This is a genomic window from Candidatus Dependentiae bacterium (genome assembly GCA_016871815.1).
GTDB lineage: Bacteria > Babelota > Babeliae > Babelales.
On sequence record VHBT01000001.1, the window covers coordinates 26,457 to 44,058 of the forward strand.

Sequence of the window (17,602 nt, forward strand, 5' to 3'; positions counted from 1 at the left end):
CATGCCAAAAATGTCCCAAGTCGCCTGCGGCGTGATAGCTGCAATATTTACTTTCAATATATTTTTTCTTAAATCTTATGGGACCGATGCTTATGGGCAAGTGCTCACATCTCCTTACTCATCACCAGCCTACGCGACAGGATCACCTCAATACGGCACATCAACAGGATATCAACAAGATCTTATGGCCGATGAGCTCGCGATGCTTCGCGCAACTGCTGCTGCTGTTGGAAGTACAGGAATGTCTTACCAAGCAACACCTCCCTCTGGACTTTCAACGTATCCTAGCTCGTACGGAACAATGGCTGGGGGATACTCTATGCAAAGCCCCGGAATGGGAGCTTTCCCTGCGGGAAGAATGCCTACTTCATCAATGACACCGCCCTACTCCATGACAAATTCAACGGGAATGCAACCATCATATGGTGTTACTCCAGTTAGTATCGCAGAGGCAGAAAGTGCATTTGACGATGCTGCATTAATAACCCTCAGAACTCCAAAAGAAGATATTGTCAGCACCTGCCTTAAATTAGAAAAAGTGTTTAAAGGGTGTAATTTTGCAGCAACTGCAGCTTCAACCGAAACCGGAGCGTCAACCTCTGCGCTTATCAACAAAGCTGTTTCAGGCATTCAAAAGCTCATGAACGCAGTGAGCCCCGGATATAAAAGGGTTATCAGAAAAGTATCCAAAAAAGTTTCTGGCGACATTACACCTCTCCCAGAAGACGCGGCAGAACAAGAAAAATTTATTGCTATGGCATATATGATAACTGCCGCAGAACGTAATCCATCATTCAAAAAAGGACTTACGTCTCACACCGTAACTCCTTCTGCTAGAATATTTTGGCAAATTCACCAACAAATTTTTTATGTTCAACCAGTTTGTCTCAGAACAACAGCCCCAGATGGAACATTTACTGAAAACCAGATAGAAAAAAACTATATTGATAAATTATTTCAAATCGAAGGCATTCTTTCAGAAGCTCGCTCTCCTGATGTTGAATTGCTAGAAGAACGAGCATTTATACGAGGTACTCGTATGCTCAGCTCACTTATTGTAGATCCTACATTTATTCAACAAACATCAATGGGACTGAAAACCTTTGCGTTTCTTCTTTTTAAAGATGGCATTCTCAGGTGGCTCAACGGCCTAAAAGGCAGTGAGCGATCGCATGATGAATTGTGGATTGTTGCCGCAGAAACATTCAACTTAATGTACAACGCGATTGTCGGAGGACAACTTATTCGACCAACAAATCTTAATAGCCTTGGAGTCAACAGGGCAAATGCATTTGCAACAGACCATCTTTTATGCAGCCCAACAAAAGGATCGGTAATGTATGAACTGCAAACAACAACCCTTGGTATGTACACCAAAGATCTTACTGCTATTGCCAATTATTTTACAAAACGAACCACAGATGTTGCATCTCAAGCTGGATTTCTTGCAAAAAACGATTCTGATCTTCTGCTTATTTGCCTTGCAGCAGAAGCATGCGAATATATGATGGAAGAATCAACCGCCGCTGATGGAGCAAACTTGATTGGATACTTCTTTGAAAAGGGCTACATGATGAACAACCGCCCTGTAAACTGGAATAGCGCATCAAATTCCATTGCAAACTTTCCATGCATTGTTTTAGACCGTTTATTTCAAAAAACTGCTACGTCTTTTTTATCCTCTGTAAAACTTATTGGCTCAAAGTCTGGCTCAAGCAGCACATTTGGTGGCGACTACACCGCAGATTCTGTTTTACAAGCACTGTTGCTCAACACCACAATCGCTATCGAGTCAGCAGGTAAAAGTCCTGTTTTAGCAACAAAAGCTAGCAAAAGTCTGGCTATTTTAAGAAAAAATAAGGCTTCTTTAGTTAAAAATTCAAAACTTAAAGGATTTAAACTACGACCACGAAATTTTGCAAACTCTCCAATGCAAATGCCGTTACTTCCCGCTCCATCGATGGCTCGACCTGGAAGTATGATGGACGGAACAGGAACAATGATGACAGGAGCTGGAACTGTACCTGGACTCAGACCTCAAGCTCCCTACATGCAACCACAACAACGGGGCATGGTTCCTGGAATGGCAGGAAGAATGCCAATGACAAGCTCACAATACCCACAGCAAATGAGGGGACGCCCTCAAGCGGGATACCCAACAACAAGAATGGGATATTAATCGCATTTTTATAAAGCATGTTTTATTGATATACTCAATAGTATCAACCGTGTTATTTGTATCATTATCACATGAAAATTGCTGTTTTAGTTTCTGGAGGAGTTGATAGCTCCGTATCTTTGGCGTTGCTCAAACACGCTGGCTACGATGTTACTGCTTTTTATTTAAAAATTTGGCTTGAAGATGAACTTTCTTTCCTTGGCGAATGCCCATGGGAAGAAGATCTTTTATTTGTAAAAGAGACCTGTGCTTTTCTTGACGTTCCCCTTGAAATAATCTCTCTTCAACAAGAATATTGGGATGCTGTTGTCTCATACACCGTCAAAGAAGCCAAAGAAGGCAGAACCCCCAATCCAGATGTTTTGTGCAATCAATATGTTAAATTCGATGCTTTTTTTAAAAAAATCTCTCTTGAGTATGAAAAAGTAGCAACAGGTCACTATGCCCAAACAGTTACAAATGATGACGGAACAGTCGATTTACTCTGTTCGCCAGACACCGTTAAAGATCAAACCTATTTTCTCTCTCACCTAAGCCAATCACAATTAAAAAGAGCACTATTCCCCATCGGAAAATACACGAAAGAAGAAGTACGTAAACTCGCTGATTCATTTAACCTACCAACCGCAAAGCGCAAAGACAGCTATGGCATTTGTTTTTTAGGCAAAATTAGCTTTGATGAATTTCTAAAACACCATCTAGACACAAAAACAGGTGATTTAATTGAGTTTGAAACAGGAAAAAAACTAGGAACGCATAACGGCTTTTGGTTTTACACCATAGGACAAAGAAAGGGACTTGGTCTTTCTGGTGGTCCATGGTACGTCGTCACAAAAGATCCTACCAAAAATATCGTTTACATATCATGCAAATATCATGCTCCAGAGATGGAACGTAAAGAATTTTTAGTTGAACGACTGCACTGGATCAATAAACCACCAACAACTAATGCGCTCTCTGTAAAATTACGCCATGGACCAGAACAAAATCCGTGCTCAATAACCATAAACGGAAACAATGCTATTGTTTGTTTACAAAATAATGATCAAGGAATTGCACCGGGTCAATTTGCCGTTTTTTACGATAAAGAAACATGTCTTGGGTGCGGCGTTATCTCACTGCCAACAGCTCCAACTTTTTCATCATAATCAACAAGCCAACCAACCGTTTTATTGTGAATAATTGGAACCCCAACCGCCATATATTCTAAAGCTTTTGTTGGACGAGAAACCCAATTAACCACATGTGTAAGCCGTAAAAGTAAACCAAAATCAAACGTACTTATCATGGGAAGCAAATCTTTTTGCGGAACATATTTTACAATCAGCCGAGTATTTGAAATTTTTAATTCAGAAATAAGAGCTTCAAACTCTATAACATCGGTTGTAACTATCAATCCATATGTATTTTGATTTTCTGCAATTTTATCTGCAAGAAAAAATAAGGTTTCGCGCGCGCACTGCCATTTCTTGCATGAACCACTATACCCATAGACCACGGCATCTGCTGGAATTTTTAGATAACCCCTAAAATCTTCTCGCCACTGCTGCACCAATTCTCTTGAGACAGGCTCTGTAATATCAAGCTCTTCCAGAACGACAAAATCCTTGTTCGCTCCAAACGAACTCACCAAATAATCTTTTAAGGCTTCACTCACTGCTGTAATCTTCATCGGTACTTTCCAAGATTTTTTTTGATATACAGCTTGCTCAATTGCGGTCAACGTTGAAACTCTTAATGAAAAGAGCTTTTTTAAAAACCATGACCGCGAAGATTTTGCATTAAACGTGAATAACGCTTCTTGAGCAGCCAAACCTCTGGCTTGAATAGTCACAGGAACTGACCACGTCGAATCAAGAACTCGTATAAACCAATGAATTGCAACATTCAAAACATATGCAGCAAGAGGTCCTCTCACCAAAATTTCATCATACCACTGACTCCAAATGAATCTTGCTAAAACAGGCGCATGAATCCACAATGTCGGTTTTGTAACAACACTCATTCGACAATACAAAATAATCGACAACCCTGCAGGAAGATCAAAGGTGTCTACTTTCCCGAGAGCCGAAGAATAATCTGACTCGAATGAAACTATATCAACCTTAGAATACAATCCCAACGACAAATATTTTTTGGCTGGCGCAAGAACCATACTTTCAAAAACAGAGTTTTCTACTCCATCATAAATCAAAAACAATAAGCGTTTTTTTTTCAAATCAAACCCCCGGGTGTCATAAATTACCTATTATTTTGGCAAGGTTAGACGAACAACTCAATCCAGTCTATTATTTATACGATAGATAACAATAACTGTAGGCAAAATCGTGATTTTTAAATTTTTAAGCGAAAAACTAGTAAGAGACAAAACTGTTGAACGATATGAGTCGGAAAACGGTTCACTTTCGTACCGAATCCTAACCGAAAACGCTGATTTCGAACGTGAATTGTATAAAAAATTACTCGAAGAAGCCAAAGAAGTAATAACAGCAAAAGACTCCGATGAACTCATCTCGGAACTTGCAGATATTTACGACGTGCTCTCTGCAATAGCAACTCACAAACAAATATCTACAGAATCGATTGAAAAAGCCCGAAAAGAACGCCTTGAATTACGCGGCGGATTTTCAAAAAAAATCTACAGTCTTATTGGAACTATCCCAGAAACCTCAGCTTTTGCATCTTTTATAAAAGCAAGTCCCGAAAAATATTTGCAAATCAAAGAATTTGCTCCTCAAAAAAAACTATCCACCGACTCGTCATCATATAAATATTTATTTGGACAATTAAAAACAGAACTTTTTGACGCCCTTGCTCGTCAATTGATCACCATTCAGCATATTGGTTCAACTAGCGTAAAAAATGCACCCGCTCAACCAGCAATAGATCTACTAGCCACAACAACATCTCTGCTCGATTTTGATATTAACGCAGAAAATCTCCTGCACCTAGGATGGATCAAACTCGGAGAACACGGAATCGAAAATAGACGTCTTTTTGTAAAAACAGCTGCACACAACAACACTCCAATTGCATATCTTCATATTTTCGAAAAAGACAATCCTGTCGCGAAAAAATTTTATGCTACAACAAAAAAGATTTTTGCCGACCAAAATCTTTTAGCTGAATTTACTCAAATCAGAGAAGATGCCTTAAACGCTCCTGAACTAACCGCAGACTCTTATGCAGCAGCGAAAAATCGTTTTTTCGAAAAAATGTAAATAAAAAAGGCCGCATTTCGCGGCCCTGCAAAATATAACTGCGATTTAAACAACATTCTGAATTTGTTCACGCATTTTATCTAGCTCGCACTTAATATCGATACCAGCTGAACTAATAGCAGCTACTACAGATTTTGCCATCATCGTATTTACTTCACGATTAAGCTCTTGCAAGATAAATTCGAGTCGACGACCTTTTTCTTCTGACGAAGAATCAGAAATCAATTTTGAAAAAGAAGCACAATGTGTTTTAAACCTAACAATTTCTTCATGAATATCACCCTTGTGTACAACCGAAAAAAGCTCATCCAATTTCAATTTTAAACCAGGATCTTGCATAACTTTTTCTTGATCGGAACACAATTCTTTTTGCACTGCAAGCTCTTTTTTCTTCTGCTCAAAAAAAGACGCAAACGATTCTTCAATTATTCCTAACCGATGAATACAAATCTTTGCGCGCTCTTGCAAATCCAAAAACAACGCATGCCCTTCTCGTCTTCGCGAAACCTGCAGCTCATTACAAACATTTTTAAACGCATCAAAAAATGCTTCCTCCTGAGCCTCTGACATTTCTAATGCCGTAGGAACAAACGCACCTGGAGCAGTCAAAACTTGGGCAACCGAGAGATCATTTTGTAATCCATAGCGCTGGGCAGACTCTTGCGCAAAAGCAACATACCCTTTTATAACGTCATGAACCGGCTGATACGACTCGAGTATTTCTTGTGATTTTGCCGATTTTATAGAGCAAAAAACACGTCCACGAATAAGTTGCTTTTTAAGCAACGAATTAAGTTCAAGCTCGAATCGAGCAACAGAGGACGGCACGCGAAACGATGCCTCAAAATAGCGTGAATTAAGGCTTTTAAGCTCAATCAGAAGATCAATTCTTTTTTCAGTTTGTGCATCTGTGAATGAAATTTCACATGTACGAGTTGCAAAACCTGTCATACTTTCGATCATATCATTAGCCCTTTTTTAGCCCAGGTTATCAAATACCGCCTGAACGTCATCAATATCTTCAAGTCCATCAATAAAAGTTGCAACACCTTCTGCCTGCTCATCTGTTAACGATGAAGCAACATCTTTCGCCTTCCAGATCATTTCTGCAGAAAGCACCTTAAACCCTGCATTTTCGGCGGCATGCCTCACAGAATCAAGACTCGAAACTGGCCCAAGAACCTTAAAACCATCTTCATCTTCAAAAACTTCATCAATATCGTATTCCATAAGCTTTTCTAAAAGCGCATCTTCTGTCGCTCCATCTTTTGCCACGGTTACTTGTCCCTTGTGTGCAAACATCCAAGAAACAGAGCCATCTGCCGCAAGACGTCCACCATGCTTATTAAAGTAATGTCTAACATCAGCAACCGTTCTATTTTTATTGTCACTCAATGTTTCAACAATCAAAGCTACGCCATTTGTTGCATAACCTTCATAGCGATGAAATTCATAATGCGCACCATCAACCGCTCCAGTTCCACGCTTTATTGCACGATCAATATTATCTGCAGGCATATTTGCTGCCTTTGCTTTATCAATCAATAATCGAAGTCGCGGATTGAATGAAGGATCCCCTCCCCCGTCACGAGCAACGACAGAAATTTCTTTTCCCAGCCTAGTAAAAATTCTTCCGCGCTTTGAATCTAGGGCTGCTTTTTTACGCTTAATCGTTGCCCACTTAGAATGACCTGACATTTTTAAATCTCCCCTTGAATGCTTAGAAAACTATTTAAAAACATATCTATTTTTAAAAAAACTGTCTAAGCCAAAAATAATTTTTATAAAATGAGACCACTTCATGCAATCATCACATAAGGTTTTTTAATCTATGAAAAAAACTCATCTGTATTTACTTCTTTTTTGCACAACAACAACTCTTTTTGGTCAACCAAACGCTACTTCTTCTGATTCTAACACTGAAAAAGAAGCCTGGTATAAATTCGATTCAAAACGGGTTTTACAAACATTAATAATTAGTGCGCTCACCGTTTTTGGCGGCTGCGCATTAAAAACCATGCGAAATCGCTGCACAGCTCGAAGAATAAGAAAAAAAGTCAACCAAATGAATATCCCAAGAATACTCAATTACTTAAAAGAAAAATCAAAAGCTTATATAAAACAATCTTTGCATTCAGAAGCTGAATTTAGAGAACTTGGAGACACCAGCGATTCATCATCATGTGCTGGAAAATATGTTATCGCTCAAGGTTCTAAAGCTCTTGGACTACTCGGGCTGGACGCCGCAACAATTGATACCTTAAAACAATCTCGTGGCGTTATTTTACTTGCAACATTCAGCAGACATCCAAGTCATTATGCATCATGCAGCAACGATGAAATTGATGTAAATTCGCTGAGTGAAATATTAAAAATGCTTTGCGACAACCACATACCGCACGTAACAATCAACCTAGTCGAGGCCGCTGTTTTAGTTGGTCCTGGAAATTGTAGTGGCAAGGCAATAATCCCACAATTCTCTCTGGTAACCATGATTGTTCCTGGAACCTCTCCTGCTGAAAAATCTCTTCTTCAGGTCACTCGATCATACAGCGCAAAAGCGCTCGAGCCAGAAATTGATAAAATAATTTCCTACAAAGTAAGTCGCTGGATCTTAGAAACAACCAGTCATCATGAATCAAAAACAATAGATCAGACCTACAACCAAACACAGTGCCAGCATCAACGAAGAAAACTTATTTCACTTCTTCCCTTTTCAGACACAACAACCATCAACTTCACGTAAATCTATAAAATTTCATTTTTTAGTTGATACAACACGTCAAGAGCCTGGCGAGCAGAAAGTCCTTCAATATCAAGGTCTTTAATAAATTTTCTGCACGGATCCTCTTGAATTTTCAATTCAGAAGTCAGTTTTTCTGCTCCATAAAAAGCATTTGTCGCTTGATTTTGAGTATGAGCAACCTTCAAAAAAGCTCGCGCATCGTCAACAATTTTTTTAGGAATTCCTGCCTGGCGAGCGATCTCAACACCAAGGCTTTCTCTTGTTGCTTGTGGAATAATTTTATGCAAAAAAACAACCCCATGTGCCGTTGCTCGACACTGCATGGAATAATTTTTTATGACACTAAACTCATCTGCCAATGAACACAATTCATGATAATGCGTTGCAAAGAGGCCAGAAACTTTAAGCTCTTGAGTTAGATAAATTAAAATCGCATGAGCGAGTGCCATACCATCATACGTGCTCGTGCCTCGACCAACTTCATCCAAAATCACTAAGCTTTTTTCTGTTGCTTGCTGACAAATAATCGCCGTCTCTTCCATTTCAACAAAAAACGTACTCTTGCCACCAGCCAAATCATCACCAGAGCCGATACGCGTAAATACACGATCAAGAATACTAATATTTGCATGCGCAGCAGGAACAAAAGACCCAACGTGCGCAAGAATAGAAATCAATGCAACTTGACGAAGATAAGTCGATTTACCACCCATGTTTGGACCAGTGACAATATGCATCAACGAATCAGAAGCTAACCGCGTATCATTTGGTACAAACATACTGTGAATAACAGATTCAACCACCGGATGACGACCGCCAACAATTTCAATAAGGCCGTGTTCGTTTATCTCTGGCCGTGAATATCGACGATCAAACGCAAGCTGCGCAAAGCCAATCAAAACATCTAACACTGCAACTGCTTGCGCAGAAATGCGCAACGCAGAAATATGTGGCACAACCTCTGAAATTACTCGTTGATAAACGGCAAGTTCAACCTCTGCTGTACGCTGTCGCGCATCTAAAATCTCACTTTCAAGCTCTTTAAGCTCAGTGGTCACATATCTGGTTCGATTCGAAAGTGTTTGTTGCGGAATAAAATCTGCAGGAACCTGTCCATAATTTGCCTTGGTAATTTCGATCCCAAATCCAAAAACATCGGTATATCGAATTTTTAAGCTGCCAATTCCTGTTCGTTCAATCTCACGATTTTCAAGCTTTAAAATTTCATTGTTACCATTTTCTGCTCGGTGTTTAAGCTGATCCAATTCAAAGTCAAACCCTGGTTTTATAAGCGACGCTGCTCCTAATTCTTCACTCAAGCTCGCTTCTAAATAAGACAAAAACGCATCATTAACATACAATTGCGAATGTAACTGCTGAACCATCTCAACAGCACATGCAACAGGAAACAAGAGCGTAGAAATACGTGGCGATACCTGCAAAAACTTTTTTATACCCAAAAAATCAGATTTTGTAGCTCGCCCCATAACCACGCGCGAAACAATACGCTCAAGATCGGATAGCTCTTGCAGCAGCTGACTCGCTTCATACAACAAAGAAGGGTTATCCAAGAAAGCTTGTACAACTTGCTGGCGTTGAACAATTTGCTTTTTATTCACCAGGGGACGCACTAACCATTTTTTAAGCAAGCGAGCTCCCATGGGTGTTTTTGTTCTATCAACAACCGAAAGCAACGTTGCGTCATTGCCTCCGCGTTGCGCATTAACCAATAAATCTAAATTTTTTTGCGTTGGGGCATCAAGCATCAAATAATCTGTGTTTTGGTAAAAATGAACTTGCCGAAGAGCATCAAAAGCTACTGGATTATTTTTGTTCAAATACCTGACCAAGACATCAAGAGCGTCAAATAAAACTCGTTTTTTAAAAAATTCTTGTGAGGTTTCTGGTCCAAATGTCTTTCCGCACCATTCATCAGAACATCCCAAAGAAAAAATGTCTTCATCGATATGATGAGCGATATATCCATTTTTCTTGAAAGACTTCTGCAGATGAATTGCTGAATCACTTTTTTTTACAATCACTTCATCGGGAAAGAACTTTGTTAACTCAGCGTCGATCGATCGCTCATCGCCCGAAGAAAGAGTTGTTGCAAACAGCTGCCCCGTTGCAAGCTCTGCAAAAATCATTCCTACCAAATCGCCGCGCTGCGCACACGAAAGCAAGTAAGAAGAATTTTTGTCATCAAGCAATCCTTCATCAACCAATGTTCCAGGAGTCAAAACCCGAGTAACCGCACGCTTAACAACCTGACCGGGAACAGGCTTTGTTACCTGATCGCAAATTGCAACCGAAAATCCAGCTTTAACCAATTTTGCAACATAATGAGACAGTACATGAACGGGAATTCCACACAGCGGAATATCTTCACCCTGATATTTACCACGTTTGGTAAGCGTAAGCGCCAATGTTGACGAAACAATACGCGCGTCATCAAAAAAAAGCTCGTAAAAGTCCCCAACCTGAAACAACAACAAAGCATGCGGATGCTCTTTGCGAATCGCAAAATACTGGGACATTAATGGCGTAACTTCGCTAGACATATACCGTGAAAATGGGTTGTATTAATTTTTTGCATATCAACCAGGATACAAAGCCCTCAGCACACGTCAAATTAATAATCAAAACTCAATCTTCAAGAAACGGCTTACTTGATTGATATAACTAATTAACCCTAAAAATTCATCTCCGCGGCCTAAAGTTACAGAGAGAATAGAAAAAAAAGAATTTTGTATGTATTTTTACGTTTTTAGCCCAAACCTACAGCCATAAAACACTTTTTTGAGAACAAAGTATGATAAAAAGGTATACAAGATTTTTTATATCAAAAATGGATTTATATGAAACTTTTAGCTTTTTTTACCTTTTTATAAGCAGCTCTGGGAATTACAGCTGGCCAAGATGCCCATGAATGGACATTTGTTCAACCTAGCAACAATTTATCAGGATGGTACGAAAAACACTCTGAAAGCGGTTCGATTGCGTTTGCCGAAAAAAATCGCCTTGAAAATTCTTCCGTCAAACAAGTCATAATCAAGCCAGGAAACACCAACACCCAAGCAACGACAAATATTACAATTGATTTTTCTACTCCGGAAAAAGAATTTTTCACGAAAGAACATTTTGTAAATGATGAAAACCCAACTCTAAGATTTGATCTTTCAGAAAAAATAATTAACGAACTTCCATCTGGAGAATTGTTTGGGTTTTTTGAATCAAAAATTAAATACATCCTATCACAAGGCTCTGACGAAACTATTACCCTTTTGATTAAAACCTTTGATAAAACATACTCTCTTTCAATCACCCTTACCATCGATGAAAAAGATGGCCTAATAGTTGCAAAAATAACAGCTCCTCAAGATTTTATGGAATCTGAATATTCATATCTTATCTATGCCATTACATCCCATTTATTCCAAGTAAATAAAAAACCTCTTCTTAGATTTGCAACCGCAGGAATAGCATTTTTTCATGGAATTATGGGATCTTTTATGATGAAGTACCAGCTTAAAAAAACTACAATAAGTAGATTATTTATGATGGTTACGATGGCATTTGGGTGTTATGTTGGGTCAGAGTTTTATTCAGGAATATTTCCTAAGCTCGAAGACTGTGATTCAGACGAAAATATCATCACTCCAAACGTACCTGAAGCTTTTATTTAAACTAACTTGATGTAGACCTTAATCAAATAAAAGAATACATTTTAATTAATGTTTTTAGTAAAAAAAAAGCTTTAATTATGTCCAAATTAACAAAAGTTGCTCTATTTGCAGTTATTCTCTTCTTGCTTACTCCGGCCTTCTGTCCTCGAGAGCTTATTATTGAAGGCAAAGATAAATCAGAAAATCTAACCACAAATCTTTGGACTCCCCAAGATTTTACAGACAGTGACATCGGAGAAATCGAAGAACTTGAATGGATGCAAGAAATAACAAACAAAGATCTTGAACGTATTCATACCTCACTCAAAAAAATCTGGAGCGAGGTATCGACAACGTCTTTATCAATTCAAAAAGATGAAAGTTCGCCAAGAATTGACGTTTTACCAGTATTTTTGAAAAATGCGATATCTCCCATCTGTTCAAATATCTCCACACCAATTTCTGCCGAAGAGCTGTTAATTCTTGTAAAAAAAACATTCGATTCAATTGATGCTCTCGAAAAAAGCGATTTGTTAAAGCCCTTCTACTTAACTCAAAAATCAAATTTATTCAGCTTATCGTCTTCTCATCACATAACAAAAGCTTTAATGCCTTCTGGATTATCAGAAGGCTTATCAGAACGGTATGTTACTGCTGCTTGTGAGTATTTTTGCAATTCGTACAAACCCTCTGTTGCCCTTTCCTGCGCAACAAATCTTTTAAAAATATTTCAAATTCTTTTATTTTTTTCAATCGCTCAAAATGGTTTTTCCAAGATCCACAAAGAAATTTCCCTAAATATATTAAAATTTCATTTATCATATTTAACAAACGAAATGTATATCACCCTTCTGGTCCATTTAACAAAAACTGAATTCGAACTAATGTTAAAATTAAATTACTCCGAAATAAAAGACGTCACAAAGAAGATAGAATTTAACAAAACAGTAATACGGTTCATCATCGAAGACTACTTGAAAAAAGCACATTTTTCGTAATTTATTTGTTTTTTAAATCAAAACTCAATCTTCAAGAAGCGGCTTACTTGATTGATATAACTGATTAAGACCAAGCAAAGACCCCAAAAGACAAATCCCAGACGTCGCTGCAATAATTTGATTTATTTTAACATCATGACCATAGAACGGATTTTGAGGATCTCCCGGCGCTCCAAGATGAACAAACCCAAGGTTCAAGCCGCCAGGACGCAACAACAATCGTAAAATCACCGAAAAAGAAGTTCCTAGCAGATAAATACAACCCACAGCCCACAAATATCCCATTCTATTTTTTTCGATCTCAAACAACATTGAGGTTAATCCATAGATAATGTGTGAATACTTTTCGATAAACCCTTTTTCAACAGAAAGATTCACCACATACGCGCAATCAATAGCATCAAATTCACACGCACATCGTACAAAAAGTTCTTGACCTTCGATCGTTTTAACCAAAAGCGTGAATGATCCATCAAGATATAATTTATTCATTATTTTTACGGAAATCGGATGACTTCGCAGAGAATTCGGAAAAAACAAATGCAACTCATGAAGAAACTTGTAGAAAGATCCCAATTGTTTGTTTTTTAACTTAGCCATTTGATGAATCAGTGTTGAATACATTGATTGTGCGTCTTCCCCCGCAGGGATAACACTCCCTTTTGTTGCACCAAGCGTTCTCAACACAGGATCTCCACACGGACAAAAAGTTTGTAGAAAAGTTTCGTTTGCATCATCATCAGACAAATCGATAATTGCATCGGGCGTTTTGCCACTTGGTTCATAATCTTCCCGAAGAACAACTCGCTTAACAATACCTCCAAAAAACCTATGTCTTTCTGCAAACGCCTTTCCGCCATGCGGTAAATCTTTCTCATACCAACCAGCACCAGTCGATTCGGGCCTTACAAGCTCAAATGTACTTGAAGATTCATCTGCCAAGGTAACATCTGGACCAGCACAAGAACCGGCGAACGATAAAAACGATACTAATAAAATAACAAAAAACATTTTTCTCTCCTTACTTAAGGCCCGAACAGGATTCGTTCAGCTCAAAATTTTCATATAATTTTTCTTGGCTTACAACGCCAAAATATTGTGGTAAAACAACTTCTTCCAAAAGCATCAGCGCTACTTTGATATCGTTTTTATTATTTTTTCGGACCACCAAGGTTGCTTCTGGGTCACGCACAACTTGCTCCATGCGTGTGATTAATTTTAAAAACATCTTTACGCCAGGATACTCATGATCATCCAAACTTCTCAGTTCATTATTTCCCATCTCATCAAGGCTATCTGCTTTTTCTTCATCAGCTCCCAAGCGCCCTTCCTTCTGATCTTTTCCTCTTTTTTTATCACCAGCACGAACAAGGTCGTCTATTTTTTTGAGCAATGATTTTGTTTTGAGCTCTCCAATTCGTCGCTCAGCTTTTTCCAAAAACAACACATCGGCCGAACCGCGCGCTTGAACAAACTCTGAAATCAATTTTGTTGTAACAAATCTGCTCACCTGAGGCGCATTTACCGATTCACTTAAACGCTCTTCGTTTCCAAACGAATATTCTCTAAATGAAGTATTTAAGGGCCTTTTTTCATTATACAAGTCAATATCCAGAGCCAAGAGACGATTGTTAATTTGTGCCCACTGAGTTGTTTCTGTGTTCACAAACTGTGCAAATGCAGGGTCTTTTTCGGCGATATCTTTATCTACTTCACCTTCATAATTACTAATGTTTGGCTGAACAATATAAATAAATCCATTAGTTCCAAACCTCACAGACCATGGCGCCAACAAGGTTGGTTGGTTTATTTTGAACTTACCATCTCGCAAATGAGTTGATGTAATAAATTGATAGCAGGCGTTATACCACACTGCTCGCAAAATACGAAAAATAGGTACCAAAGTTAATTTGTTTCGATCTTGAGGATCAATAACCCACCGAACTCGAACTTTATCCAATTTTGTGGTCAATAAAACGCGATCACACTCCCCTGGAACCACAACCGATTCGCTCTCAACCACATCACCACCAAAACTTCCCCACAATCTTCGCGATGCTCGATCGGTCACCAAATTAGTAAATACCGATTCCAATTCCTTGGCATAAGAAACAACGCTATCCCAAGAAAACTGCTGTACGTTAACAAAATCTTTATTTTCACCATAGACAAGCTCAACTTCTTCTGATGCTTTAAGCAATTTTTTTTCAACAGCTTCATCAATTAGCGATTTAAAATCAGCAGATAATTCTTCAAATAATTCTGAAATTCGCTTTGTACTTCGCTCAAAGTTAATATAGCTCAGGGTTTGAACTTTCCATTCATCCAACAATGCATTCAATGCCCAACGAACAAGCGTTTCTCTTTTTATATTTTCTTTTAATCGATCAAACCATGGCCGCTGGTACAACAATGCCAACATTTCGCAATTATCTGTAATTTCGCGGTATACCGTATCTCGCTGATCAAAGTCAGCGTACAACAGCGCCATTTGCTGCATAACATAATTTACCCGAACCGTTTCGCGTGGTGTGCGTGGATACATACTTAAAAAGTCTACAAAAACAACCTTTTTGATCCCTTTTTCTTTACACCGACTCGTCAAATCGTCCAAAAATGATTGATATTCCAACGGTAAGGTAATGCCATCAAAGAAAAACATCTGATCCGCTTGAATATTTTTAAGCCCGGAAGACTGCCCTTCTTTAAATGGCTTGAAAAGCCTCACTTCACCAGAATCAGAAAAATCAACCAAATACGGCTGCCCTTCATATTCACAAGGAATCCAGGTATTTAACGAAACTCGCTTGAGCAAATGTAAATTTTTCATAAACGCGTCAATTGGGCGCTTCTTATCGTTTAATTCTGGTGCATGCCATCCTTTTTCTGAAATTAACACCGAAACTTCCTGCAAGCGCTTTTGGTAAGCTTCGACAAGATCTTTTTTGTGTTCAGAGAAATATTTCATAACTTCTTTTGATTTATTTTCAAGCCCTTTAACCGATGCTACATCAACAAACACGTATCCATCGGGTTTATAGGTAAAATGACTAATTTGAGCTGGCAAATCTGCAACAAATACATCTTTTGAAAATTCAAAAATATCAGCCAATTGAGATGAACTGTTATCTGCTGCTTCGTACTTAGCCATATCTGGACCGTATTTCATCCAGTTTTTGATATTCCCTAAAAGAGTTGTTTTTCCCACACCATCCACAAAACTATTAAAGACATACACCGTTGAATCGCCATCACGCGGAACAAGTTGTTTTACAAATTTTTTGACAAACTCCTGAGCGTTATATGTGGCTTTTTCACTATGTCGCTTGGTCAAATCAATCGGATAAGTAATATCTGCACCAGTGTAGAACTTCAGCGTTGAAACGGGTGATTTTGCAAGTTTTTGAATTTGTTTTTGATTAAACAAAATGTCTTGAGTTGCGATTGAAGCAACAGTATCACCATCATTAATCATCAAGTTTTTTTCATACAAATGACCAAGAAATTCTTGAACCCCTTCAAGGGCACCAGGAACATCATCATTCATCATGCAATCACGAATGTAATTTTCATGAGACTGAACAAATCCATACAACTGCCTAAAAGAATCTCTCTGTAATAAATCCAAAAACCTGTTGTATAGTTCTACACTATTTTCGTGAACGTGCTCAAAACGACCTTCATGGCCCTCAACTCGATTTGCATCACGAAACGCATATCCGGTCAAAAACCCAAAATAATTTGCCGGCGGCTTACTCCAGCCCGCGTTACCCTTGAGCGAAGTCTCATCACACAGTGAATCGCCAAGCAAATCTTTATAATTCGGAAAATATGATTCAAATGCTGCACCTTCGTACCCCATAATCATAATCCGCCCATGCAAATCAAGACCCGCATCAACAACCGATTGTTCTAATTTGGTATACGATTGAGCCGTTTCATCAAGCAAATATTCATGATATTCATGACCACTTCGCTCATCTCGACCAATCCCATATAACGATAAAAAGCTTTCAGAAAATCGCCCTAAAGACTTGTTCGCCATTTCGGGAAGATCGCAAATTCCATAGTAATCTGTAACACGCGGAACAGAGGCTACGATTCCCGTAAAAAGTTCGCCTGCTTTTTCTGTTTTTCGCAGCAAAAGACGCTTACGCATCGCATTGATAAATTCTATTTTTTTCTTAGCCTGCCGTTCATATTTTTGTTTAAACTTATCAATCCCATCAAAAAGTCGTACACATTTATTAAGCGCAGCTAAAGAACCAATTAAATCACGATCGGTATATAAAATATCAGCATCAACCGTTTCCCAGGCAAAATTAGCCATAGCCTGAATAGTAATTGCATTATAATCAAAATAAATTCCAAAAAATTTTACATAGGAATCTTGATAGTTTAACTTCCACCACTCCAAAAAAAGCTTTGCTTGCTGTGGCGGTTTTTCTTTACTTGTTCCCGTAAAAAGAACATCATAGTCATCAACAACGTAGAGTTTTTCCATTCCAAAAACATACTGCTGTAAATTTCTAAGAATTTCACCCCACCCAATTTTATTAATATCTCGTGGCTCTTGGCTTAATTGATCAGAAATACTATCCAAACAAGCAACCAAATCATGTGGCTTTTGCAATGATGCAAAATGACTTACCACTTTACTCCCAAACATTGAACGCAACTTGGTAAAAAGCGCAACAACATCTGCTCTATTTTCTGCTAAAAAAACATCTCCCGCTGACAAGAAACCAACAAAAAGAAAAACAAAACTCACTAGTAATCTGTTCGTTTTCACA

13 protein-coding genes are annotated in these 17,602 nt (G+C 38.5%); 6 read left to right on the plus strand and 7 right to left on the minus strand.

The window, feature by feature from the left end; genetic code table 11:
- Window position 1: 1 nt before the first annotated feature.
- Together FJ366_00130 and mnmA are read left to right on the plus strand one after the other, a co-directional pair.
- Window positions 2-2,179 (plus strand): hypothetical protein, encoded by a 2,178-nt coding sequence (locus tag FJ366_00130; protein ID MBM3893998.1) that lies wholly within the window; start codon window positions 2-4, stop codon window positions 2,177-2,179.
- Between the two features lie 71 nt (window positions 2,180-2,250).
- On the plus strand, window positions 2,251-3,327 hold the full coding sequence (mnmA, locus tag FJ366_00135; protein ID MBM3893999.1) for a tRNA 2-thiouridine(34) synthase MnmA: 1,077 nt from the start codon (window positions 2,251-2,253) through the stop codon (window positions 3,325-3,327).
- Here mnmA and FJ366_00140 read toward each other — a convergent pair.
- A complete protein-coding gene (locus FJ366_00140; GenBank protein MBM3894000.1) occupies window positions 3,258-4,397 on the minus strand; it encodes a glycosyltransferase family 4 protein in 1,140 nt (379 codons plus the stop codon). The two genes, mnmA and FJ366_00140, sit on opposite strands and share 70 nt — an antisense overlap.
- Before the next feature lie 85 nt (window positions 4,398-4,482).
- Between FJ366_00140 and FJ366_00145 the strand changes: the two genes are divergently transcribed.
- Complete coding sequence (locus FJ366_00145) at window positions 4,483-5,400, plus strand: hypothetical protein (GenBank protein MBM3894001.1); 918 nt, start codon at window positions 4,483-4,485, stop codon at window positions 5,398-5,400.
- A gap of 45 nt (window positions 5,401-5,445) precedes the next feature.
- Here the strand turns inward: FJ366_00145 and FJ366_00150 are convergent, their stop codons facing one another.
- Window positions 5,446-6,363 carry a DUF1732 domain-containing protein gene (locus FJ366_00150; GenBank protein ID MBM3894002.1) on the minus strand — a complete coding sequence of 306 codons (918 nt, stop codon included), beginning with the start codon at window positions 6,361-6,363 and terminating at the stop codon, window positions 5,446-5,448.
- Between the two features lie 15 nt (window positions 6,364-6,378).
- Entirely contained in the window at window positions 6,379-7,098 is a 720-nt protein-coding gene (locus tag FJ366_00155; protein ID MBM3894003.1) for a YebC/PmpR family DNA-binding transcriptional regulator, read from the minus strand.
- A gap of 133 nt (window positions 7,099-7,231) precedes the next feature.
- On the opposite strand from FJ366_00155, the gene FJ366_00160 reads away from it, so the two are divergent.
- Window positions 7,232-8,146: a hypothetical protein gene (locus tag FJ366_00160; GenBank protein ID MBM3894004.1), complete on the plus strand. Its 915-nt coding sequence runs from the start codon at window positions 7,232-7,234 to the stop codon at window positions 8,144-8,146.
- Window positions 8,147-8,148: 2 nt separating this feature from the next.
- Here FJ366_00160 and mutS read toward each other — a convergent pair whose 3' ends face one another.
- Both mutS and FJ366_00170 read right to left on the minus strand, forming a co-directional pair.
- Window positions 8,149-10,707, minus strand: a complete 2,559-nt coding sequence (gene mutS, locus FJ366_00165; GenBank protein ID MBM3894005.1) for a DNA mismatch repair protein MutS — start codon at window positions 10,705-10,707, stop codon at window positions 8,149-8,151.
- Between the two features lie 380 nt (window positions 10,708-11,087).
- Window positions 11,088-11,396 carry a hypothetical protein gene (locus FJ366_00170; GenBank protein MBM3894006.1) on the minus strand — a complete coding sequence of 103 codons (309 nt, stop codon included), beginning with the start codon at window positions 11,394-11,396 and terminating at the stop codon, window positions 11,088-11,090.
- A 34-nt stretch (window positions 11,397-11,430) separates the two neighbouring features.
- On the opposite strand from FJ366_00170, the gene FJ366_00175 reads away from it, so the two are divergent.
- Window positions 11,431-11,832 (plus strand): hypothetical protein, encoded by a 402-nt coding sequence (locus tag FJ366_00175; GenBank protein MBM3894007.1) that lies wholly within the window; start codon window positions 11,431-11,433, stop codon window positions 11,830-11,832.
- A 77-nt stretch (window positions 11,833-11,909) separates the two neighbouring features.
- Entirely contained in the window at window positions 11,910-12,809 is a 900-nt protein-coding gene (locus FJ366_00180) for a hypothetical protein (protein MBM3894008.1), read from the plus strand.
- Between the two features lie 24 nt (window positions 12,810-12,833).
- Here the strand turns inward: FJ366_00180 and FJ366_00185 are convergent, their stop codons facing one another.
- Both FJ366_00185 and FJ366_00190 read right to left on the minus strand, forming a co-directional pair.
- On the minus strand, window positions 12,834-13,820 hold the full coding sequence (locus tag FJ366_00185; GenBank protein MBM3894009.1) for a hypothetical protein: 987 nt from the start codon (window positions 13,818-13,820) through the stop codon (window positions 12,834-12,836).
- A 10-nt stretch (window positions 13,821-13,830) separates the two neighbouring features.
- Window positions 13,831-17,601, minus strand: coding sequence for a hypothetical protein (locus tag FJ366_00190; protein ID MBM3894010.1), 3,771 nt, complete (start codon window positions 17,599-17,601; stop codon window positions 13,831-13,833).
- Window position 17,602: the final 1 nt, after the last annotated feature.